The organism is Hymenobacter sp. BRD67 (assembly GCF_013256425.1).
GTDB lineage: Bacteria > Bacteroidota > Bacteroidia > Cytophagales > Hymenobacteraceae > Hymenobacter.
On sequence record NZ_CP053904.1, the window covers coordinates 2,330,279 to 2,351,991 of the forward strand.

The window sequence follows — 21,713 nt, forward strand, 5'->3', positions numbered from 1 at the left end:
TCTTACCAATACTTTCCGGCATGCTGATTTTTAGCAATGGCTGGCCACAATAGCTATATGAAGTTTCAACAAAAGCAGCTTACCCGCTCTACCCAGCTTGCCCTCCGCGAAAACGGCCTCTTCGTGAGCCAGCGCGACGGCCGGGGCCGCATCGATATTGCCGTCGAGATTCCGTACGAAGAGCTGCTGCCCATTGAAGTGGAGTACCGTAACACAACGCCCCAAATTCAGTGGCGCTGGGCCATCGTGGGCATTTTCTGGCTGCTGAAACTCCTGCACGTCAACCTGGGGCTTCGTTGAGCAACGAGGAATGGAGCTGGCTCTTCGGCGGCATGGCAGCCCTGGGCGGGTTCGTGTTTTATGCGCACCGCAACTGGTGGCACCAGGCCATTGTGCACACAGCCCACCTCAAAGTTGTGCTGGCCGACCACCCCGCCGACCGTGGCCAGCTGCGCACTTTTGTCGAGCACCTCGAAAAGCACACCAAGACTTACCTGCGGCGCGAATATGCGCCCATCAATCCGCTGGGCCTCATTGAGCCGCAGCTGCGCCGCCTGGCCTGGCTGCACGAGCTGGCTGTGCTCGATATGCCCGAGGCCCAGGCCCTGGCCACGCGCCTCACCGGCCGCCTGCCCGGCCGCGGCTTCAAAAGCATGGGCCAGAAGCTGGAGCCGCCTTACGTGAATTAGCCATCTAGGCTTAAGAAGCTGTCTGCGCTAAGCCCGACTATAACCCCGTGCCCACGCCTGCTCGTATTGCGGAGGTACCATTTTCACCTCCTGCCATGAGCATTACCCTGAATAAAGCCGCTGTCACGTTTGCTAAAAGCCTGATAAAAGACGGCAAAATCAAGAATGATGAAGGCCACTGGGGCCAGCATAACCCTGGCTCGACCCAGGAAAACGCCTTTCTCAAAAAGCACGAGATTGAGGAGTACGCTAAGTGGCATCTTGGCGAAGACAAAAGCCAGGGCGAAGACACCAAGGGCCGCTACAAGTTTCCCTACGGCGACTTCAAAACCGTGCACCGCGATGGCCTGATTGCCGCCAAGGAGCGCGCCGCCCAGCAAGGCTACCACGATATTGAAAAAGCCGCCGATGAGCTGTTGGGGGCGCTGGAAAAAAAGGCCGCTTAGCTAGCCAACTCGATTTATAGGAAAGACCGTCATGCTAAGCTTGTCGAAGCATCTCTACCGCGCCGTATGATTCGTTCAACGAAGCGAGCGAGATGCTCCGACAAGCTCAGCATGACGGTCTGATTATTTTTCGGATAGCCTCTTAATTATCATAACGCTACCCTTACAACGCCTTGACGCCGGGCAGCTCTTTGCCTTCCATAAATTCGAGCAGCGCGCCGCCGCCGGTGCTGATATAGCTCACGCGGTCGGCAAAGCCGAGCTGCTGCACAGCCGCCGCCGAATCGCCGCCCCCGATGAGCGAGTAGGCACCCGCCTCAGTGGCTTCGGCAATGGCGCGGGCAACGTACTCGGTACCCAGCGAGAAATTGCTCATCTCAAATACACCCATCGGACCATTCCAAAGAATGGTTTTCGAGTCCTGAATGATGCCGGCAAACTGCTCGCGGGCGCCGGGGCCGAGGTCGAGGCCCATCCAGCCCACCGGAATGCTGCCATTGGGCGCCACGTCCACGTTGGCATCGTTGGCAAACTTATCAGCGATGAGGCTGTCGCCGGGCAGTACCAGGTTCACGCCTTTTTCTTTGGCCTTGGCAATGAGGCTTTTGGCCAGGTCTACTTTGTCGGCTTCGAGCAAGGAGCTGCCCACATGGCCGCCCTCGGCCACGGCAAACGTGTAGGCCATGCCGCCCCCGATAAGCAGGTTGTCCACCTTATCCAGCAGCCGCTCAATCAGCAATATCTTATCCGAAATCTTGGCCCCGCCCATAATGGCCGTGAAGGGCCGCTGCGGATTATCGAGCACTTTCTGGGCATTCTCCAGCTCGCCTTGCAGCAGTAAGCCGCCCACGCGGTTGGCCGGGGCAAAGTGGCTGGCCATCACGGCCGTAGAGGCGTGGCGGCGGTGCGCCGCCCCAAAAGCATCGTTCACGTACACATCGCCAAGGCGAGCCAAGTGCATGGCAAAGGCATCGTTGCCGGCTTCTTCTTCGGGGTGAAAGCGTACGTTATCGAGCAGCAGCACCTGGCCGGGCTGAAGCGCCTGCGCAGCGGCCAGTGCTTCGGCGGAGAGCACGTCGCCGCCCCAGAGCACGTCGCGGCCATACTCCTGGCGCAAGCGCGGCAAGAGGCTTTCGAGCGAATATTTTTTTTCGTAGCCGCCCTTGGGCCGGCCCAGGTGCGAGAGTAGCACTACCGAGCCGCCATCGTTGAGAATCTTGGTGATGGTGGGCGTGGCGGCCCGAATGCGGGTATCGTCGGTGATGTGCAGGTCTTTATCGAGCGGCACGTTGAAATCGACGCGCACCACGGCGCGGTGGCCGGCGAAGTTGTAGTTGGCGAGGGTGTTCACGGAGGGAGAGTGAAGAAATGAAGAAGATTTGTCTTGCGAGCGCAGCGAGGCAATCGCCCCCAAACGACCGGAGTAGAACGATACGGATGCGCCCGCCAGTCGTTCGGCTGCGATTGCTTCGCTGCGCTCACAAGGACAAACGTAAGCATTTACGGCCCCACCTTCCGCCCCGTACCTTTGCGCCCAGTATGATGAGAATCGGCATTTTCTTTGGTGGCACCTCGCGCGAGCGGGAGATTTCCTTCGCCGGCGGGCGCACCGTTTTTGACAATCTGGACAAGGGCCTGTTTCAGCCCGTCCCCATTTTTGTGGATAGCCTCGGGCACTTCATCCTGCTCGACTGGCAGTACCTCTACAAGGGCACTATACGCGATTTTTACCCCCCGTGGCTGCCTTGCCCGCCACGCGCCACCCCTGGCAAGTCTATATCGAAAGTCTGGGCGAGCTGAGCGACGAGGCGCTGACGGAGCTTATCAGCCACGTCGGCCGCCGGGTGGAGGCCAGCGAACTACCTAAGCTTATGGATTTTGTCTTCCTGACCCTGCACGGGCCGGGCGGCGAGGATGGTGCCATTCAGGGCTTGCTGGAATGGGTCGGGATTCCGTACTCGGGCTCGGGCATTTTGCCCTCGGCGCTGGGCATTGATAAAATTGCGCAGAAGCGGCTGATGCAGGCCGTGGGGCTGCCAACGCCGAAGTTTCGGGTGCTAAAAGACCTGGAAGTTAGCAAACGAGGCTCACTATCAGAACTAGTGCAGGACTTGGGCTTGCCGCTCGTCGTAAAAGCTCCGCATCAGGGCAGCAGCATTGGTGTGAGCATTGTGCGGGAGGAAAACGAAGAACTATTCCTTGATGCCGCGGACAGAGCGCTGTTTAAGCGCTATCTGTTCCGTAGTGATTGGGAAACTTTAAGCGAAGCTGAGCAACTGACTTGGGTACATCAATTGGCCGATATACGTGAAGGTATTGGTTTGCCAGTCGAAGGGCTGCTTGTTACGGGTGATTTTGAAGAAGGAGGAGAAGAAGTAATTGCTTCTCCTGAAGACTTACTGGACTATATCAATCGAAATTTTAGCAAAACCGCTGTTCATGAGTTTAAGCAAGAAGTAGATTTCATTCGCTTCACCAGCCTTACCGGCGAAACGCAGGTATTAGTCGAGCAATTCGTAGCCGGCCGCGAGTTCTCGTGCATCGTGGTGGAGGACGAAAACGGCGCCCCGCTAGCCCTACCGCCTACCGAAATCGTCAAAGGCACCGAAGTTTTCGACTACCGCGCCAAGTACCTGCCGGGCCTGGCCCGCAAGGTGACGCCCATCGACTTGCCGGAGGCTGATATCGAGCGCATTCGCCAGGAAGCACAGAAGATGTTCAGCACCTTCGGCTTTGAGGTGTATGCGCGGCTGGACGGCTTTATCCAGGAAGACGGCACCATCTTCCTAAACGACCCAAACACCACGAGTGGCATGCTGCCGGCGTCGTTCTTCTTCCACCAGGCGGCCGAGATTGGGCTGAATCCCAGCCAGTTTCTCACGTATATCATCCGCACGTCGCTGAACGCCCGGCGGCGCGGCGGCCTGAAGCCGGTGCAGTTGGGCGCGGCCCTGGCTAAGCTGGATGCCGATATCCAGTCGCGCCAGCAGGTACAGGACGACCGCATCCGGGTGGCCGTGATAATGGGCGGCTACTCCTCCGAGCGGCACATCTCCGTGGAGAGCGGGCGCAACATCTACGAGAAGCTCAGCTCATCCGTCAAATATCGCCCTTTTCCGATATTCCTGACTGGCAGTAGCGAGGAATTTCGTCTTTACGAGCTGCCCATCAACGTGATGCTCAAGGACAACGCGGATGATATCCGCGAAAAAATCGAGCACGCTGAGGCCGGCTCGGCCAGCCACCCCGTGCTGGCGCGCATCCGGCAGGAGGCCAGCGGCATCACGGGCACCTACGCCGGGCAGCCGGTGGCCGCACCGCGCCGCATTTCCTTTGAGGAGCTGGCCGAGAAGGTCGATGAGGTATTTATTGCCCTGCACGGCCGGCCCGGCGAAGACGGCGCCTTGCAGCAGGAGCTGGAGAAATTCGGCCTGCCCTACAACGGCTCGGGCGCGGCCAGCTCGGCCGTGACCATCAACAAGTTTGAAACCAACCGCCGCCTGCGCGAGGCCGGCCTGCGCGTAGCCAACCACCGCCTGGCCCAGCGCCTGGAGTGGAGTGCCGACCCCGAGGCCTTTTACCGCGGGCTGGAAAGTCAGTTTGGTTACCCTTTCATCGCCAAGCCGGCCGACGATGGCTGCTCGTCGGCGGTGAAGAAAATTAAGAGCCGCGCCGAGCTGGCCGCCTTCAGCGAGCAGATTTTCCGGCCGGGCGAGCCGCTGCTCACGGGTCCGGCCGAGGTGCTGCATCTGGGCTTCAAGGAAGAATTTCCCCAGAAGGATGCCTTTCTGGTGGAAACCCTCATCGGCCCCGACGGCGCGGCCAAGTTCCTGGAAGTGACGGGCGGGCTGCTGACTTCGTATGATGCGCAAGGCCAGCTGCAAATTGAGGTCTTCGAGGCCAGCGAAGCGCTTGCCACCGGGGAAGTCCTGAGTCTGGAAGAAAAATTCCTGGCCGGCGAGGGGCAGAATATCACGCCCGCCCGATATTCCACTGACCCGGCCGAGCGCCAGCGCATCTCCGACGAGGTGAAGCGCGTGCTGCGCCAGGTGGCCGAGATTTTGCACATCGAGGGCTACGCCCGCATCGATGCCTTTGTGCGGGTGCGGCAGTCGGGTGCGGTGGAGGTGCTTATTATTGAAGTCAACTCGCTGCCCGGCATGACCCCCGCGACCTGTATTTTTCACCAAACGGCGCTGGCTGGCTACACACCCTACCAGTTTATCGACCGGATTCTGGATTTTGGCAAAGCGCGGGCAGAACGGGCTTTACTTGCCAATAATTAACTCAAAGAACGTCATGCTTCGACAGGCTCAGCATGACAGACGCTTTTGCCGACGTTCCCCTACTCTATGTCCTTCTTTAAATCCGATACCTGGTTCGACGTTTTCAAGCATCTGGCGCTCATTCTGGCGCTCATGGCCGCACTGGTGCTGGGCTTTTTCTACGTGTACCTGCCCATTACCACGCACCACGGCCAAACCATTGTGGTGCCTAAGATAACGGGTATGAACCTGGCCGACCTGGAGAGCTACCTCGACGAGCGTAAGCTGGCTTACTTCGTGGATGACAGCAGCTACGCGCCCGGCATCCGGCCCCTGACGGTGCTCACCCAGGAGCCAGGCCCCGGCGAAAAGGTAAAGCAGGACCGCAAAATCTACATTTCGGTGGCTATGCGCAGGCCGCCGGTCATTAAAATGCCCAAGCTGACCGATGGCTCGGTAAAAAATGCGCAGCTCATTCTGAAAAGCTACGACCTCGAAATCGGCCAGATAAAGCTGGTGCCCAACGTGGCAAAAGATGCCGTGCTGAAGCAGGTAGTGGGCGGTAAGGAAATTGCAGCCGGCGCCCCGATAGCCAAGGGCACGCGGGTAGACCTGGAAGTGGGCGACGGCCTCGGCAACACCGAGTTTGAGGTTCCCAACCTCGTTACTATGCCCGAAGATGAGGCCCGCACCCTGCTTGCCGGCCAGCACCTGGAGGTGGGCGAAGTGTTTAAGCAGCCTGCTGAAACCGGCCAGATTCCCGGCACCGTGGTGCGCCAGCGGCCGGTTGCCGCGCCGGGCGCCACCATTCGCATGGGCCAGCTCGTGGATTTGTGGGTGGCCGAATAAGTACCCGTCGTTTGTTGCTGGCTGTTAATTCTGCGAGCCGGCCACCTGTTTTTGACTGAAAATACGTTCACTACCAGCCCAGACCGCCGCGGCAGCAAGTCAACAACGAAAACCAGTTAACTTCTCACACCTTATGCGCCAACTGCTTCGCTTACTTGGGCTGCCAACTTTGCTGCTGGCCGTGGTAGCCCAGGCGCAAACGCCCATCACCCTCACCCCGCAGCCCCTGCTGTCGGACCCCGGCCGGGCGGCTTCGGCAGCACAAGTGGCTTCCGCACAAGCGAGCCGGCAGCGCACGGCGGCGCTGGGGCTGCCTTTTTTCGACGATTTTACCCTGCCCCGCGACGGCCAGCCCAGTCCGCTCCGCTGGCAGCCGGCGGCGCTCGACTACCCCGACGGCGGCGGCCTCACCCAGCATTACGGCGGCGGCGGCGCCTATGTGAGCAACCGGCTGGCTATTGAGCCGCTCACGCGCGGCACCGCTACCCTCGATGGCCTGCGCGCCAATGGCCTGCCCTACAGCCCCGGCTCGGCTTCCTTTTACAGCAAAACCGATACTCTGACTTCGCTGCCTATCGACCTGTCGGGCGTATCGGTGGGGGCCAACGTGTACCTCAGCTACGCCTGGCAGGCCGGTACGCTGGCGGGCGCGCCGGTTGCCAGCGGCAGCAGCACCCCCGTGTACCTCATGCTGGAATTTCTGGATAATGCCGGGCGCTGGAATACTATCTGGACTTATAACGCGGAAGGAAAAACGACGAAGTTTCGGCAAAAGATTTTTCCGATAAACCAGGCGAGCTACTTTCACGCGGGGTTCCGGTTCCGGTTTCGCGCCTCCGGCAACCAGGCATCGAGCCGCGACGCATTTGGCTTAGACTATATTTACCTCAACCAGAACCGCACGGCGGCTGATACTATCTTTCAGGATATTGCCACCAGCCGGGCTCTCAACAGTCCGCTGCAAGGCTACACGGCCATGCCAGCCTGGCAGTACGCGGCCGCCGGCAGCAGCGTGCTGAACCCGGCCATGAACACGACGGTCAACAACCTGCTGCCCAGCGGTAACCCCACGCCAATTAGCGCGGTGGGCACCGTAAGCGAGCTGACTCCCGGCGGCTTTGGGCCAGCTACCTGGGTTACCAGCAACCAACAGCTGCTGGCCGGCGCCCGGCAACAGCTGGTGCAGGGCGATGCCCGCACGGCCCCGCTGCCCGCCACGGCCACTCCCCGGCGTTACCGCTACACCCTGGCTTTGCAAACCAATGAGAGCAACCCCCTTACGCTGCCGAACGACAGCACCTACCGCGACCTGGAGCTGGCTGACTATTATGCCTTCGACGACGGCACGGCCGAGTCTTTTCTGCCGCTGCCGGCCGTTAGCAACGGGCCTGTCACGTATTACGCTTATCCCATCACGGTGGCCAAAAGTGACCAGGTGAAGGCTATTCAGCTAGCTCCGATTTTCAATAACATTGCCCTGGCTCAGGGTGGGGAGAACTACCAGAACCGCTCAGTTATCGTGGCCGTGTGGGCCGATGCTAACGGCCAGCCGGCAAACGCTCCGCTGGCTACCAAAGCGTTCGTCTTGCCTAATCCGCTACCGGCCGGCCGGGTGTTTGCCGATGCCATCGCGTTTGATACGCCGGTGCACGTATCGGGCCGTTTCTATATAGGGTTTGGCCAGGCATCGGGCGGACAGTTTTTGCCCTATGGCTATGACCTGAACGATACTTCTACGACCCCTACGCTTTTTTATAACGTCCAGAATACCTGGAGTACGCCGACCGTCACTACCCCCGGCACCCTGATGATGCGGGCCGTGATGAACAACGGAGTGCTGGCTACCCGTCCGCAACAAACTGCCAATGTGCAGTTTACGCTTTACCCCAACCCCGCGCCTACCGGCACTACGGTTGTCGCAAGCGGACCGGCTTTTCGACAGGCCGTGGTACTCGATGTGCTGGGCCGCCCCGTGTGGCAGCAGGCCGCTGCCGAAGCCGGGCAGCCCACCCTGCACCTACCCGCCAGCCTGCCCGGCGGTATCTACCTGGTGCAGCTAACTTTACCTGATGGCCGCCTAGCCACCCGCCGCCTGGTAGTCGAATAAGCTCTTGCCAGGAATATGCTGCTTATCAAGTCACAGAATAAAGCGGAAATAGATGCCGCCCAGCGCCAGTACTGGTGGAGTAAAACGCCTGAGCAGCGCCTGGCTGCCGCCGCCCGCCTCATGGCTGAGGCCCGGCAGGTTTATGCGTCTAACCCGGCCAACTTACCCAGCACTTATGGAGAGCGAATACTTAAATCTGCTACGCCTGTTCCACGCCGAGCACGTTGATTATGTAGTAGTTGGCGGTTACGCCGTTATTGCGCACGGCTTTCCCCGCACTACCGGCGACATCGATATTCTTCTTCGCCCGACGCCCGAAAATGCCCAGCGGGTAGTACAGGCTTTGGTGCGCTACGGCTTCAAAAGCGGAGAGTTTGAGGAAGCTGACTTCACTACGACTCCTAACTTTCTGTCTTTTAGTCGTCAGGATTTATGGATTGACTTACTTACTCAGCTTCAGTAATTTACCTTCGATGAGTGCGCCACGGATGCGCTCATAACTGAAACTGCCGGTATTCCTGTCCGCTATATCAACCTCGCCGCTTTATGCAAGACCAAGGCGGCTACCCACCGCCCCAGGATTTACACGACCTGGATAACCTGCCTCTTTCTTACTAATCAGCAACTTAACTTAATGGCCGACATCACCGCTACTGAGCTTCGCCAACGCCTGAAAGCCGGCGAAAAGCTCCACATCATTGACGTTCGCGAACCCTGGGAAGTAGAGGAAAGCCGTATTGCCGGCAGCCAGAGCATCCCACTTGGCAACCTGCCTGCCGCCCTCGACGACCTGGAAGACTTGAAAAACCAGGAAGTTATCGTCCATTGCCGCAGCGGCGCCCGCTCGGCTTCGGCCAAAGCCTTTCTTACTCAGCAAGGCTTCGCCAACGTGCGCAACCTGGAAGGCGGCATGCTGGCCTATGGAGGATAATAAGGCTATAGCCAGCGCTTTATAGTTAGGAGCAAAGAGCCAATAGAATAGTAATTACGGACTCCGACTTCTAAGTTTTAAATCAATTTTTTACGCTTAGCCGGCCGTCGGGGGTGTAGGCTAGCTTTCCGTGCTCTACCAGGGCACGTAGCGCGGCAGTTACGGCCGGTGCCTCGGGGGCAGGATAATGTGCTACTACCTGGCGCGGCAGCAGTGGCGCAACGCGTAGCAGCTCGAGTAATCCGGCTTGCAGCTCGGCGGCGCTTTCGGGCTTTTGCCGGGCTTTTTTGCGGGCCAGGCATACGTCGCACACGCCGCAAGCGGGCGCGTCGGGCTCGGCAAAGTAGTCGAGCAGCTGCTGCTGGCGGCACTGCGTAGTACTCGCCGCGTAGTCAAGCACGGCCTTAGTCTGGTGCTCGGTGAGCTGGCGGGCTGCCTTCAGGCGGCGCTCGTCGAGGGGCAGCTGGGCCGCATCGTAGCGGGGCGTGGTAAAAAGCGCCTGCGGCAGCTCGCGTCGGGGCTGGTAGTGCAGCACACCGGTGCTGTGCAGGTAGCGCAGCTGGCGCACCACATCGGTAGTGCTCTGGCGCAGGTGCCGGGCCAGCGCACTTTCCGAAATACCCTGAAAGACCACGAACAGCTCGCCCCCATACAGCCGCAGCAGCGCTTTAATGAGCTGGTCGTGCTGAGCATTGGCCACCTGAAACTGATAGAGGTCGTGCTGATTACTAATGAGCTGCACCCGTGCCGGCTGGTTCACCGCTTCGGTGAGCTGCACAAAGCCCTGCTGCTCCAATGCTTTAAGGGCGTGGTGGGCGTCCACGGCCTTGAGCCGGTAGGTTTCGGCAAACAGCCCGAGGTCGAAGTCGAATGCCACCAGTTCGCCGCCGCCCACGGCCGTGCGCGAGTAGTTGGCCAGCGCCTGGTACACGCGGCGCACCACGTCGGGCGGCGGGTGAGCCAGCTGGGCCTGCCGGCGCAGACTGTCAGCATCGGCCGGGCCGCTGAGCAGCACGGCGAAGGCGTAGAGGCCGTCGCGCCCGGCGCGGCCAGCTTCCTGGTAATACGCTTCGAGCGTGGCCGGCGCGTCGAGGTGGGCTACCACCCGCACGTCGGGCTTGTCGATACCCATCCCGAAGGCATTGGTAGCCACCATTATCCGGGTTTTGTCAGTGAGCCAGGCCTGCTGGGTACGGGTGCGCTGCTCGGCGGGCAGGCCGGCGTGGTATGCGGCGGCGGCCAGGCCCTGCTGCACCAGCCAGGCCGCCGTGTCTTCGGCCTGCCGGCGCGTGCGGGCATACACAATACCGGTTTTCTGCGGACCGATACCGCGCAGCACTTCCAGCAGGCGGCGCTGCTTGTCCTCGGTTTGCAGCACCGAGTACGACAGCTTGGGCCGGGCAAAGCTCTGGGTGAAAATACCGTAGCCGGGTCTAAAACATAGTTTATTTACTATATCTTGCCGTACCTGGCTGGTGGCCGTAGCCGTGAGGGCAAGGCAGGGCACGGTGGCGGGTAGCAATGCCCGCAGCTCGGCAATGCGCAGGTAGGGCGGCCGAAAATCGTAGCCCCACTGCGAGAGGCAGTGCGCTTCGTCGATAGCCAGCAGCCCGACGTTCATGCGGGCTACCCGCGCCCGAAAAAGGTCGGTCAGCAGGCGCTCGGGGCTGACGTAGAGAAACTTTACCTCACGGCCGTACACGCAGTTATCCAGCGCCTGGTCTATTTCTTGGTGGCTCATGCCTGCGTACACCGCTTCGGCTTTGAGCCCGCGCTTGCGCAGGTTTTCTACCTGGTCGCGCATCAGGGCAATGAGCGGAGTTACCACTACGCAAAGCCCCGGCCGGACCAGCGCCGGCACCTGAAAGCACACGCTTTTGCCGCCGCCGGTGGGCAGCAGGGCCAGCGCGTCGTGGCCCTGAAGCACGGCCTCAATAATGTCGGCCTGCCCCGGCCGAAACTGCTGATGCCCCCAGTACTGACGCAGTAGGGCAAGCGGTTCGGCAGCAAGGGGGGCAGACATGCTGCAAAATTACTGCATCTGAAGCCAGCGGGTATGCCTGCCGGCCACAGCTTGCCGCGCTCACCCCATGCCGGCTGCGTACTTTTGCGCTTTCGCCCCAGCCCAAAAATGGGTCTGCCTCTGGCTGGGCTTCGCGGGCGGGCATGAAAAAAGGCGAATAGCAGAGCCATTCGCCTTTCCAACCAAAACACCTTAAAAAACTATTCTTTCACGCAGGTAGAACAAACAAGTCGGCAAAAGATTCCGGCTAATCGAAAATTTTCTTAGCTCCCTGAAGTAAAAAACTGATTTTCAACCCGTGAAAAATCCCGACAGCTCACCTAATACTCCGCAGGCCGATTTTATGCGCGAAGCCATCCGGCTCTCGCTGGAAAAAATGCAGGCCGGCTTTGGCGGCCCCTTTGGCGCGGTCGTGGTGAAAGATGGGCAGATTATCGCCCGTGGCTTCAACCAGGTTACGAGCACCAACGACCCTACCTGTCATGCTGAGGTCGATGCCATCCGCAAGGCCTGCCAGGCGCTGGGCACCTTTCAGCTCGCTGGCTGCGACCTGTACACCAGCTGCGAGCCCTGCCCCATGTGCCTCGGCGCTATCTACTGGGCGCGGCCGGCGCGGGTATTCTACGCCAACACCAAAGCCGACGCCGCGGCCATCGGCTTCGACGACCAGTTTATCTACGATGAGATTGATAAGCCGCTGGCCGAGCGCACCTTACCTATGCAGCAGCTTTTGCGCGAGGAGGCTGCCATATCGTTTCAAGCCTGGGCATCCCGGGAAGACCGTACCGAGTATTGAGGCTGAACCGCGAATTAGGCGGATTTTGAGTGTGGCGCAAGTCGGTGATAGCTAGCTTGCCGGCACGTCGATAATGGCCGTAGCCTCGATTTCAACCAGCAGGCGCGGGTCGATAAGGGCGGCTACCTGTACCATCGTCGTGACGGGCCGAATCTCGCCGAATACTTCGCCGTGGGCCCGCCCCACGGCTTCCCACTCGGCTATGTTGGTGACAAACATACGCGTGCGTACTACGTCGGCCAGCGTGGCACCGGCCTCCGCCAGCGCCACGGCTATTTTTTCCAGAATGCGCTTGGTTTGCGCATATTCATCACCGCCGCTGATAGTTTGGCCATCCTGGGCGGTAGTGCCCGCTACTTCTACTACCTGCCCTACGCGCACGGCGCGCGAGTAGCCCACGCTGGCCTCCCACGGGGCACCGGATGAAATAAGTTGTCGCATAAAGCAAAAGTAGCCCAGCCCCCACAAAAAAGGCCACCCGCATGGGTGGCCTTTTTACGTCTACAAAATTCGTGATATCCGCTAAGTTCCGGGCTAATCAGTGGTCTTAGACGTCCAGCTTGGCGTACTTGGCGTTCTGCTCGATGAAGTCGCGGCGCGGGGCCACCTCATCGCCCATCAGCATCGAGAAGAGGTGGTCGGCCTCGGCGGCCGAATCTACCGTTACCCGCTTCAGGGTTCGTGTAGAAGGCTGCATGGTGGTCGTCCAGAGCTGCTCGGCGTTCATTTCACCCAAGCCCTTATAGCGCTGCACGTTCACCGTTTCGGGGCGGCCGCGGCCCAGCTCATCGGTAGCGGCGGCGCGGTCTTCCTCGGTCCAGCAGTAGCGCTCCTCTTTGCCGCGCTTCACGAGGTAAAGCGGCGGCAGCGCGATGTAGATGTAGCCGTTGTCTACCAATTCGCGCATATACCGAAAGAAGAAGGTCAGGATGAGCGTACGGATGTGTGAGCCGTCGATATCAGCATCGGTCATGATAATAACCTTGTGGTAGCGCAGCTTGTCGAAGTTGAGCGGGCCGGTTTCGTTGCCATCGTCATCGGTGCCGAAAGCCAGCGACTTACGCTCGTTGAACGTGACGCCGAGGGCGGTAATCATATTCCGGATTTCCTCGTTTTCCAGAATCTTGTGCTCCTGGGCTTTTTCCACGTTCAGGATTTTACCGCGCAGCGGCATAATAGCCTGAAACGCCCGGTTGCGGCCCTGCTTGGCAGTTCCACCGGCCGAGTCACCTTCGACCAGATACAGCTCGCACACGGCCGGGTCCGAGTCGGAGCAGTCGGCCAGCTTGCCGGGCAAGGAGTTGGAGCCCAGCACGTTTTTGCGCTGCACCATATCCTTGGCCTTGCGGGCGGCGATGCGGGCCTTGGCGGCCAGAATCACCTTATCCATGATGCGGTTGGCCTGGTTGGGGTTTTCCTCCAGGTACTGCGCCAGGATTTCCCCCACCACGCTGTTCACGGCACCGCTCACTTCCGAGTTGCCCAGCTTGGTTTTGGTCTGTCCCTCGAACTGCGGCTCCTGCACTTTCACCGAGATAACGGCTGTGAGGCCCTCGCGGAAGTCGTCGCCGGTAATTTCTACCTTGGCTTTCTCAAACAGCTTGCTCTTATCGCCGTAGTTTTTCAGCACCCGCGTCACGGCCGAGCGAAAGCCCGCTACGTGCGTACCGCCTTCAATGGTATTGATGTTATTGACGTAGGAATAGACGTTTTCCTGGTACGAGGTATTGTACTGCAGGGCTACCTCGACCGGGGTACCGCCCTTCTCGCTTTCCACATAGATGGGCTCGGAGAGTAGCGAAGGCCGTTCGGTGCCGTCCAGGTACTGCACGAAGTCGCGCAGGCCGCCGGTCGAGTAAAACTCCTCGTAGCGGAAGCCTTCGGCGTTGCTGTGGCCCACGGCCACGTCGCCGGTCAGCTTATCGCGGCGGTCGGTGAGGGTAATGCGAATGCCTTTATTCAGAAACGATAAATCGCGCAGACGCCCGGCGATAGTGGCGTAGCGGTACTCGGTTTCGGAGAAGATAGTGGGGTCGGGCAAAAACTGCACCTCCGTGCCGTGCTCATCGGTATCACCGATTTCCTTTACGGGGTACAGCGGCTGACCAATGCTGTACTCCTGCTCGTAGAGGTGGCCTTTGCGGCGCACGTTTACTTTCAGGTCGATGCTGAGCGCATTTACGCAGCTCACACCCACCCCGTGCAGGCCGCCCGATACTTTGTACGAGTCTTTGTCGAACTTGCCACCGGCGTGCAGCACGGTCATCACTACTTCGAGAGCCGAGCGGCCTTCCTTGGCGTGCCAATCGACGGGAATACCCCGCCCGTTGTCGCGGACGGTAACTGAGTTATTTTCGTTAATGGTAACCTGAATCAGGTCGCAGTGGCCGGCCAGGGCCTCATCAATGGAGTTATCGACTACTTCCCACACCAGGTGGTGCAGGCCTTTGATACCCGTGTCGCCGATGTACATACTGGGGCGCTTGCGCACCGCCTCCAGCCCTTCCAGCACCTGAATGCTATCGGCCGAGTAGTCGGCGGGGGCTTTCTTTTCTACTACTTCACTCATGCGAGAGAGGGGGTTAAACCGACTGAAAAACCAGTCAGGAAGAGAACACTCAAAAGTACCGTTTTTATTCCATTTAGCCTAGCTTTTGCGCAGCTTTTTCCGGGTATTTTCAGGCGCAAAAAAAGCCTCTGCCGGGGCCGGCAGAGGCTTTTTTTCGGGTAAAGACCGGCTCCATTTCAGGACTTGAATAAAGTGGCCCCAATTGGATTCGAACCAATGACCGGCTACTTAGAAGGTAGCTGCTCTATCCAGCTGAGCTATGGGGTCTTAACGAAAAAATAGCATATTCAACAAAAACTATCTTTGTTGAATATGCTACCTTTTTACTATGTCGGGGTGGCAGGATTCGAACCTACGACCTCCTGGTCCCAAACCAGGCGCGATACCGGGCTACGCTACACCCCGAGGAAACGAATTAAGAATGAGGAAGTGTAAATGCTTACTTCCTCATTCTTAACTTAACTACTGCGGAGAAGGGGGGATTCGAACCCCCGGTAACCTTTAGAGCTACGGCAGTTTAGCAAACTACTGGTTTCAGCCACTCACCCACTTCTCCGTACAAGTGGCTTGCTAACGCCCTATTGGCCTTAGCGGCTGCAAATATACGGCGATGCCCCGAAAATCCGCAGCTTTTTTTGAACTTTCTAGCCGGCCGATTCGCAACTGCCTGCTGCGGAACCTGCTGGCCCCTAGCTGGCCGGGCATATTTTTGGTTTTGCGGCCCTTTACCCGTCCTTTGCGCCCATGTTTACCTGGGCGTACCCCGATTTTTGGCTGGCCGCCGCCGGGCTGGTCCTGCTTAGCCTGCTGCTGGTGCTTTACACCAGCCGCACCCGGCGGCTGAGCCGGCGCCTCGGCCTGGGAGCCGGCCGGCTGGCCTGGAAACTGCCGCTACGACTGGCTACCGGGGGCTGCTGCTGCTGGCCTGGCTGGGCCCGGCCCTGGGGGTGCGCCGGCAGGCCGTGCGCAACAGTGGCCAGGATGTGTGGCTGCTGGTAGACGTATCGCGCTCGATGGATGCCGCCGACGTAGCGCCTACGCGCCTGCTGCGGGCGCAGGCGGCGCTTAGCGAACTAGCAGCGGCGTTTCCGGCCGACCGCCTCGGGCTTATCGTTTTTGGGGCCGATGCCTATGTGCAATGCCCGCTTACCTACGACCAGTCGGCGCTGCAGCTGTTTCTGAGTACGCTGAGCACCCGCCTTACTGCTCCCGGCCCCACCACTCTGCGCGCGCCGCTAGACCTGCTGCTGAGCCGCCTGGCACCGGCCGCCCCGGCACCTGCAACGGGCGGAGCCGCAGCTAGCGCTTCGCCCCGCACAACGACGGCAGTAGTGGTAAGCGATGGCGAAGACTTTGGCGAGAACCTGGAGCCGGTTCTCCAGGCGCTGGGGCGCACCGGGGCGCGGGTATATACTGTGGGAGTAGGCACCACGGCCGGGGGTGCGGTGCCAGCACCGGGCGGTAAGGCTCCCTTGTACGATGCACGGGGGGCACAGTAATAAGCCGGCTGCGCGAGGCTCCTCTGCTGCAGATAGCTGCCCAGACCGGCGGCCAGTACGTGGCGCTCAATGACCGGGAAAACGGCTTGTCAACGCTGCTGGCCGGCCTGCGAACCCTGCCGGCACCCCTGGCCAGCACTGCGGCCAGCCGCACGGTGGCAGTGGCCGATAACCGCTATCGCTATCCCCTGGGGCTGGCACTAGTACTCCTGCTGCTCGACAGCCTTATTACCGTGCGCGTACTGCGCTTTCCACAATGAAAACTGGCCTTTTCGCGTTGCTACTTGCCTTATTAGGAACAAGCCTGCCGGGCTGGAACTGGCTTGTGCGCGTGCAGGAGCATAATTTGACACAGGCACAGGCCCTGCAGGCCAGCCGGCGCGGCCAGCCCGCTGAGGCTGCCAGCCTCTACGCACGGGCAGTAGCCCTGGCCAACCGCCGTGAGCCGGCCCCGGCCCTGCTGCTTAACCTGGCTCACGCGCAGGCGCAGGCCGGGCAGGCTGCCGCGGCCCGGGCGACGTATGGGCAACTGATAGCCCGGAACGTACCCGCTGCTATTGGCAGCACGGCCCGGCAACAGCTGGCCGGCTTATTGGCCGACGAGGGTCTGCTGCCGCAGGCTATCGGCTTGTTGCGGGAAGCGTTACGGCTCAATCCCAGCAATAGCACGGCCAGATATAACTATGAGCTATTGGTTCAATACGCAAGCGATATAAACCATTCGCAGCCCACTGCGCCCCAGCTGGCTAAGCAGCTGCCGCCCCACCTCCCACCGCCCGCCCCAGACTCGGTGGCCGCCCAGCAAGGCGCGGGCCATCGCCCCGAACCTACGCCGAAGCCGGGCAATGACAAGCCGGGTGAAGTGCCCGATGCGGCGCAGCCTCCACCGCCGGGCAGCGCCGCCGGAACGGCTCAGCCCGCCGCCACTGGGCAGCGCAGTCCCGAGGGCTCGGCGCCCGGTAGTGGCCGGCACGCCGGCAGCAGCTTCAAGCCGGGTACCAACGGGCCCGAACGTCCTGTACCTACCGGCGCGGGGCGGGGCACCCAGCGCGGCCTCGACCCTGGCGCTACGGCGCAAGGCCAGCCAGCCGCCGCTGGCACAAGCCACCGGCCTGGTACCGAAGCTGCCACCAGCACCGATCTACAGCTCCAGACGCAGCGCGAGCGCCTCAAAGCAATGGACCTCACCCCGGAGCAGGCCCGGCAGGTGCTGGAAGCCCTGCGGGCCAGTGAACAGCAGTATTTACAGCAGCGTCCCCGCGCCCGCCAGGGTACGGTCCCGCCGGCCGGCCAGCCAACCTGGTGAGCCGGCCCGACCGGGCGTCGTACTTTTGGGCCAACGAACGAAGGTTTGTTAGCTCTTGTGGGCGGCGAGCGCGGCGGGCTCGCTCACCCGCTTTCGCTCACTCGCTATTTCTCCGCCATTTCTTACCTCCCACCCCACCCCGTTATGCAAGTAAAAGAAGTAGTTATCGTAGCCGCCGTGCGCACGCCCATTGGCTCATTTGGCGGAGCCCTGGCCTCGCTTTCGGCCACCGAGCTGGGTGCTATTGCCCTGAAAGGAGCGCTGGACAAAGCCGGCGTAGCGCCTGAGCTGGTTGAGCAAGTGATTATGGGAAACGTGATTTCGGCTAACCTGGGCCAGGCGCCCGCCCGCCAGGCAGCCAAAAAAGCCGGCTTGCCCGACACCGTGGAATGCACCACGGTAAACAAGGTGTGTGCCTCGGGCTCCAAGGCAATTATGTTTGCTGCCCAGGCCATTATGTTGGGGCAGGCCGAGGTTATTCTGGCTGGTGGCATGGAAAGCATGAGCAACGTGCCTTACTACCTCGATAAGGCGCGCTTCGGCGCTAAATATGGTAATGGCCAGATGATTGACGGCCTGGTGCGCGACGGCCTCTGGGACCCCTACCACGACTACGCCATGGGCAACGCGGCCGATGCCACGGCCAAGCACTACGGCATCACGCGCGAGGAGCAGGATGCCTTTGCCCGCCAGAGCTACGAGCGTAGCGCCGCGGCCGCCCAGGCTGGCAAAAAGAAGGAAGAGATTGTGCCCGTGACTATTACCGTGCGCGGCAAGGAAACCGTGGTTAGCGATGATGAGGAGTACACCAAGGTACAGTTCGATAAATTTGCCGCCCTCAAGCCCGCCTTTACCAAGGAAGGCACCGTGACGGCGGCCAACGCCTCTACCCTCAACGACGGGGCCGCCGCCGTGCTGCTGATGAGCCGCGAAAAAGCCGATGCGCTGGGTATCAAGCCCCTGGCCCGCATTCGCGGCTTTGCCGATGCTGAGCAGGCGCCCGAATGGTTCACAACCACGCCTTCACTGGCCATTCCGAAGGCGCTGAAAAACGCCGGTCTGGATGCTGCTGACGTAGATTTCTACGAAATCAACGAGGCGTTCTCGGTGGTTTCGCTGGCCAACAACAAGCTCCTCAACCTGGAAGGCAGCAAGGTAAACGTGTATGGCGGGGCCGTGAGTTTGGGCCATCCGCTGGGCGCTTCGGGCGCGCGCATCGTGACCACGCTACTGAGCGTGCTGGAGCAGGAAGGCGGCAAAATCGGCGTTACCGGCATCTGCAACGGCGGTGGCGGGGCCAGCTCCATTGTGCTCGAAAAGCTGTAAGCGCAAAGTTTCGCAAAGTTGGCAGAGTTCCGCAGAGCATTGGCTTTGCGGAACTCTTTTTTTGCCGGTGGATGGCTGGGTATCAATTCAGCCAGCCTTAGCGAAACTCTGCCAACTTTGCGAAACTTTGCGCTAAAAAATACCTGCGCCGCGTTACCTCTGCTATGCGATACCTGTTGCTTTTTTTGCTGCTGCCTTTTGCTGCCCAGGCCCAACGCTCGCAGCGCATTGTCATTTATTTCGATTCAACCAAGATTCACCCCCACGAGATTTTTCGGGCGCTCGTTGCCCACGATACCGTGATGCAGGGGCCGTACAAGCGGTTTTATCCCAACGGCCGCCTCGAAGCCCAAACGCGCTACACCGACGGCAAGCGCGACTCGCTGTACGTTGAGTTTCATGCCAACGGCCGGCGGCGGCTGGAGGCAACGTACGTAGCGGGAATACGCCAGGGGGCATTCAAAACGTATTATCCCGGCGGTAAGGTGGCCCAGGAAGGCACTTTTCTGGATGATGAGCCCAACGGGCCGCTCACCACTTACCACCCCACCGGCGAGATAAAGCTGCAAACCACGCTCACCAAAGGCCAGCCCAACGGGGCAGTGCGCGAGCTATACGCCAACGGCCAGCCCGCCGCCGAGGTTATGTATGCCAATGGCCAGCCCAACGGCGCAGTGAAGTTTTATTACCCCAGCGGCAAGCTACAAAGCGAAGGCATGCTACGCAATGGCCTGCTGGCCAGCTCCTACAAAACTTATTTTGAAAGCGGCCAGCTGGAGAGCGAAACGGTGATGGACGAGAAAACCGGCAAGGGGCGCTACCGCTCTTATTACCCCAGCGGGCAGCTCCAGACTGAGGGCACCTACTCGCCCGCCGCCGTGCGCGAGCGCCAGGTGCGCAACCCGCTCGGCGACGACCTTACCAAGCGCGTAGCGCCACGCACCGGCACGTCGGCCCTCGATGGGCCCGCTACTTCATACTACGAAAGCGGGAAAGTGAAAGGTAAAACTACCTACCGCCTGGGCGTGCCTACCGGCAGGGGCATCACCTATTACGAAGATGGCCAGGTGAAGGAAGAAACCGACTACGCCGCCCAGGGCCGCGACCGCAAGGTGGTGCGCTACTACGACACGGCCGGCCAGCCCCGCCAGGCCGAGGAGCAGTACAAGAGCAACCGCCCGGCTGGCACCTGGCGCGAGTTTTACCCCGATGGCAAAACGCCCCGCCAGGTCGAAACCTACGCGGCCAATGGCAAGCTCACCGGCGAACGGCTGACTTATTTCGACAGCGGGAAAGTGCAAACCCGCCAGCAGTTTGATGTGAATGGGCTGCAAACCGGGCCGGGCCAGGAATTTTACGCCAGCGGCCAGGTACGTAAGGAGGCCAACTACCTCAAAGGATTGCCGTCGGGCGCATTTGAAGAGTTTCACGAAGATGGTAGTCCGGCCGTGACCGGCCAGTATAAAAATGGCAAGCAAAGCGGCGACTGGGTATACTACAAAGCGAATGGTCATGGCATCGAGCGCCAGGTAACCTACCGCGACGGCCGGCCCCAGGGCTCAGGCAGCCGCGCTAAGCTCAACGGCAAGCCCTTTGTGCCGAAGAAAAAGAAGTAGCCGGCTCTCAGCGTTGCTATTTATAAAGTCAGATTATCAAGGTATCAACTTCTTGATAATCTAGTTTTTATGCAACATAATAGCTTGTTTCAAGCGTCCTTTTTCAGCAAACTAAATACTACCACCCTGGTAGGCCCCCGCGTAGCTTCGCCGCCACCGCTGCTACTCTGGCAGCGCGTCAGCTACTACTTGCATGGCCCTACTTTATACCCTGCCCGCTCTTGCTGAGCACCCTTATTACGACACTGCTCAGCTGGCCGCGTTTGTGGTGTTTGTGGCCGGGCTGCTGGCCCAGGGCTACCAGCGCGGCTACCCCTGGCGCCACTGGCTGCCGCTGGTAGCCGCTGCTACCCTGGCTCTGATAGTGGGCTGCCAGGTGGTGTTTTTGCCACCGGGCAACTGGTGGCCCTGGCTGCGGGGCGATGTCGACATAGCGCGGGCGCTGGGCGAAGGGCCGCGCTCCGTGGTGGGTGGCGCCGCGGCCAGCCTGCTGGCAGTAGTGGCACTGCGACGGCTATTGGGCTTTCGAGGCTGGGCCGTGCTCGACGCGTTTGCCGCGCCGCTGTGCTGGGCGCTGGCGGTGCAGTGCGTAGGCTGCCTGCTGGCCGGCTGTTGCTGGGGCGAGGTAGCAGCACCAGGTATGTGGGGCCTGCGCTACGGACCAGGTACGCTGCCTTACCTGGCGCAGCAGGCGCAGGGCCTGCTATCAGTGGGAGCCGCGCACTCGCTGCCGGTAGTCCCGACGCAGCTTTACCATTTACTGCTGTGCGCAGGCACTGGCTTGACACTAATCCGCCTGCGCCGCCGGGCCGCAGCCTGGCCTGGCGGCAGCCAATACCTGCTGGGGATGGGGCTGCTTTGCCTGGGCCGTTTTGTTATCGAGTTTTGGCGCGACCCGCTTGGCGAGCCTTTGCTGGCTTCGCCAGTGCTAGTGGCTGGCTTTACGCTGCTGCGGCTGCAAGCCCTGCTTTTGCTCGAAGCTAGTGCTCTGCTGGGCAGTTGGGGGTGGCTGGTGTGGCGCGGGCAGCAGGCGGAGTTACGGGAGCCGATAGCAGCGCGCGCGGTTGCCGCGCCGGTCGGCTACCCGGCGTTGGTGGGGCTGGCGCTGCTTGCTGCCACGAGCAAGCTCGGGCCGGGCGTGCTTAGCCGGCCGGAAGTACTTATCATGCAAGCGCTGCTGCTGCTCGTACTGCTTGCTGAAGGCTACACTGCACTATGGTTTCTAAGCCACCTCGTGCCGCGCTTGGTTACCCTGCCGCTGGGGCAGGGCTGTCCGGCGTATTGCTCCTGA

The 21,713-nt window shown here is 60.5% G+C and carries 21 protein-coding genes and 3 tRNA genes; 17 read left to right on the top strand and 7 right to left on the bottom strand.

Annotation, left to right across the window (positions count from 1 at the left end; genetic code table 11):
- Window positions 1–57: 57 nt before the first annotated feature.
- From GKZ67_RS10915 to GKZ67_RS10925, 3 genes are read left to right on the top strand one after another with little or no spacing between them, the layout of a single operon-like run.
- On the top strand, window positions 58–300 hold the full coding sequence (locus GKZ67_RS10915) for a hypothetical protein (RefSeq protein ID WP_173242298.1): 243 nt from the start codon (window positions 58–60) through the stop codon (window positions 298–300).
- Window positions 297–689, top strand: coding sequence for a hypothetical protein (locus tag GKZ67_RS10920; RefSeq protein ID WP_173242299.1), 393 nt, complete (start codon window positions 297–299; stop codon window positions 687–689). The genes GKZ67_RS10915 and GKZ67_RS10920 overlap by 4 nt, the downstream gene beginning before the upstream one ends.
- A gap of 47 nt (window positions 690–736) precedes the next feature.
- Entirely contained in the window at window positions 737–1,135 is a 399-nt protein-coding gene (locus tag GKZ67_RS10925) for a hypothetical protein (RefSeq protein WP_254244762.1), read from the top strand.
- Window positions 1,136–1,298: 163 nt separating this feature from the next.
- Here the strand turns inward: GKZ67_RS10925 and GKZ67_RS10930 are convergent, their stop codons facing one another.
- Window positions 1,299–2,486 (bottom strand): phosphoglycerate kinase, encoded by a 1,188-nt coding sequence (locus GKZ67_RS10930; protein WP_173242300.1) that lies wholly within the window; start codon window positions 2,484–2,486, stop codon window positions 1,299–1,301.
- Window positions 2,487–2,674: 188 nt separating this feature from the next.
- Here GKZ67_RS10930 and GKZ67_RS24590 point away from each other — a divergent pair, with 188 nt between their 5' ends.
- From GKZ67_RS24590 to GKZ67_RS10955, 6 genes are all read left to right on the top strand, one after another.
- Window positions 2,675–2,935: a hypothetical protein gene (locus GKZ67_RS24590; protein ID WP_317172120.1), complete on the top strand. Its 261-nt coding sequence runs from the start codon at window positions 2,675–2,677 to the stop codon at window positions 2,933–2,935.
- On the top strand, window positions 2,872–5,421 hold the full coding sequence (locus tag GKZ67_RS10935; RefSeq protein WP_317172121.1) for a D-alanine--D-alanine ligase: 2,550 nt from the start codon (window positions 2,872–2,874) through the stop codon (window positions 5,419–5,421). The genes GKZ67_RS24590 and GKZ67_RS10935 overlap by 64 nt, the downstream gene beginning before the upstream one ends.
- A 66-nt stretch (window positions 5,422–5,487) precedes the next feature.
- Complete coding sequence (locus tag GKZ67_RS10940) at window positions 5,488–6,249, top strand: PASTA domain-containing protein (protein ID WP_173242301.1); 762 nt, start codon at window positions 5,488–5,490, stop codon at window positions 6,247–6,249.
- Between the two features lie 133 nt (window positions 6,250–6,382).
- Window positions 6,383–8,356: a T9SS type A sorting domain-containing protein gene (locus GKZ67_RS10945; RefSeq protein ID WP_173242302.1), complete on the top strand. Its 1,974-nt coding sequence runs from the start codon at window positions 6,383–6,385 to the stop codon at window positions 8,354–8,356.
- Between the two features lie 175 nt (window positions 8,357–8,531).
- On the top strand, window positions 8,532–8,819 hold the full coding sequence (locus GKZ67_RS10950; protein WP_173242303.1) for a hypothetical protein: 288 nt from the start codon (window positions 8,532–8,534) through the stop codon (window positions 8,817–8,819).
- A 171-nt stretch (window positions 8,820–8,990) separates the two neighbouring features.
- Entirely contained in the window at window positions 8,991–9,287 is a 297-nt protein-coding gene (locus GKZ67_RS10955; protein WP_173242304.1) for a rhodanese-like domain-containing protein, read from the top strand.
- Window positions 9,288–9,369: 82 nt separating this feature from the next.
- On the opposite strand, the gene GKZ67_RS10960 is transcribed toward GKZ67_RS10955, so the two are convergent.
- Window positions 9,370–11,310: an ATP-dependent DNA helicase RecQ gene (locus GKZ67_RS10960; protein ID WP_173242305.1), complete on the bottom strand. Its 1,941-nt coding sequence runs from the start codon at window positions 11,308–11,310 to the stop codon at window positions 9,370–9,372.
- 343 nt (window positions 11,311–11,653) lie between these two features.
- Between GKZ67_RS10960 and GKZ67_RS10965 the strand changes: the two genes are divergently transcribed.
- Window positions 11,654–12,106 (top strand): nucleoside deaminase, encoded by a 453-nt coding sequence (locus tag GKZ67_RS10965; protein WP_173246700.1) that lies wholly within the window; start codon window positions 11,654–11,656, stop codon window positions 12,104–12,106.
- 51 nt (window positions 12,107–12,157) lie between these two features.
- Here GKZ67_RS10965 and GKZ67_RS10970 read toward each other — a convergent pair whose 3' ends face one another.
- The 5 genes from GKZ67_RS10970 to GKZ67_RS10990 form a co-directional block, all read right to left on the bottom strand.
- The gene (locus tag GKZ67_RS10970; protein ID WP_173242306.1) at window positions 12,158–12,547 is read right to left on the bottom strand and encodes a RidA family protein; all 390 of its coding nucleotides are present in this window, start codon (window positions 12,545–12,547) and stop codon (window positions 12,158–12,160) included.
- Window positions 12,548–12,653: 106 nt separating this feature from the next.
- Window positions 12,654–14,675: a DNA topoisomerase (ATP-hydrolyzing) subunit B gene (gene gyrB / locus GKZ67_RS10975; protein WP_173242307.1), complete on the bottom strand. Its 2,022-nt coding sequence runs from the start codon at window positions 14,673–14,675 to the stop codon at window positions 12,654–12,656.
- A gap of 193 nt (window positions 14,676–14,868) precedes the next feature.
- Window positions 14,869–14,942 (bottom strand) — tRNA-Arg (locus tag GKZ67_RS10980).
- A gap of 64 nt (window positions 14,943–15,006) precedes the next feature.
- Window positions 15,007–15,080, bottom strand: a tRNA-Pro gene (locus tag GKZ67_RS10985).
- A gap of 63 nt (window positions 15,081–15,143) precedes the next feature.
- Window positions 15,144–15,231, bottom strand: a tRNA-Ser gene (locus GKZ67_RS10990).
- Window positions 15,232–15,419: 188 nt separating this feature from the next.
- Here GKZ67_RS10990 and GKZ67_RS10995 point away from each other — a divergent pair.
- From GKZ67_RS10995 to GKZ67_RS11025, 7 genes are all read left to right on the top strand, one after another.
- Window positions 15,420–15,674: a hypothetical protein gene (locus GKZ67_RS10995; RefSeq protein WP_173242308.1), complete on the top strand. Its 255-nt coding sequence runs from the start codon at window positions 15,420–15,422 to the stop codon at window positions 15,672–15,674.
- Window positions 15,623–16,174: a VWA domain-containing protein gene (locus GKZ67_RS11000; RefSeq protein WP_173242309.1), complete on the top strand. Its 552-nt coding sequence runs from the start codon at window positions 15,623–15,625 to the stop codon at window positions 16,172–16,174. Before GKZ67_RS10995 ends, GKZ67_RS11000 begins: the two co-directional genes overlap by 52 nt.
- 59 nt (window positions 16,175–16,233) lie before the next feature.
- Complete coding sequence (locus GKZ67_RS11005) at window positions 16,234–16,434, top strand: hypothetical protein (RefSeq protein WP_173242310.1); 201 nt, start codon at window positions 16,234–16,236, stop codon at window positions 16,432–16,434.
- Window positions 16,431–17,480: a tetratricopeptide repeat protein gene (locus GKZ67_RS11010; RefSeq protein WP_173242311.1), complete on the top strand. Its 1,050-nt coding sequence runs from the start codon at window positions 16,431–16,433 to the stop codon at window positions 17,478–17,480. The genes GKZ67_RS11005 and GKZ67_RS11010 overlap by 4 nt, the downstream gene beginning before the upstream one ends.
- 144 nt (window positions 17,481–17,624) lie before the next feature.
- Complete coding sequence (locus GKZ67_RS11015; RefSeq protein ID WP_173242312.1) at window positions 17,625–18,806, top strand: acetyl-CoA C-acyltransferase; 1,182 nt, start codon at window positions 17,625–17,627, stop codon at window positions 18,804–18,806.
- Window positions 18,807–18,970: 164 nt separating this feature from the next.
- Window positions 18,971–20,422 (top strand): toxin-antitoxin system YwqK family antitoxin, encoded by a 1,452-nt coding sequence (locus GKZ67_RS11020; RefSeq protein ID WP_173242313.1) that lies wholly within the window; start codon window positions 18,971–18,973, stop codon window positions 20,420–20,422.
- 193 nt (window positions 20,423–20,615) lie between these two features.
- Window positions 20,616–21,713 carry a prolipoprotein diacylglyceryl transferase family protein gene (locus tag GKZ67_RS11025; RefSeq protein WP_173242314.1) on the top strand — a complete coding sequence of 366 codons (1,098 nt, stop codon included), beginning with the start codon at window positions 20,616–20,618 and terminating at the stop codon, window positions 21,711–21,713.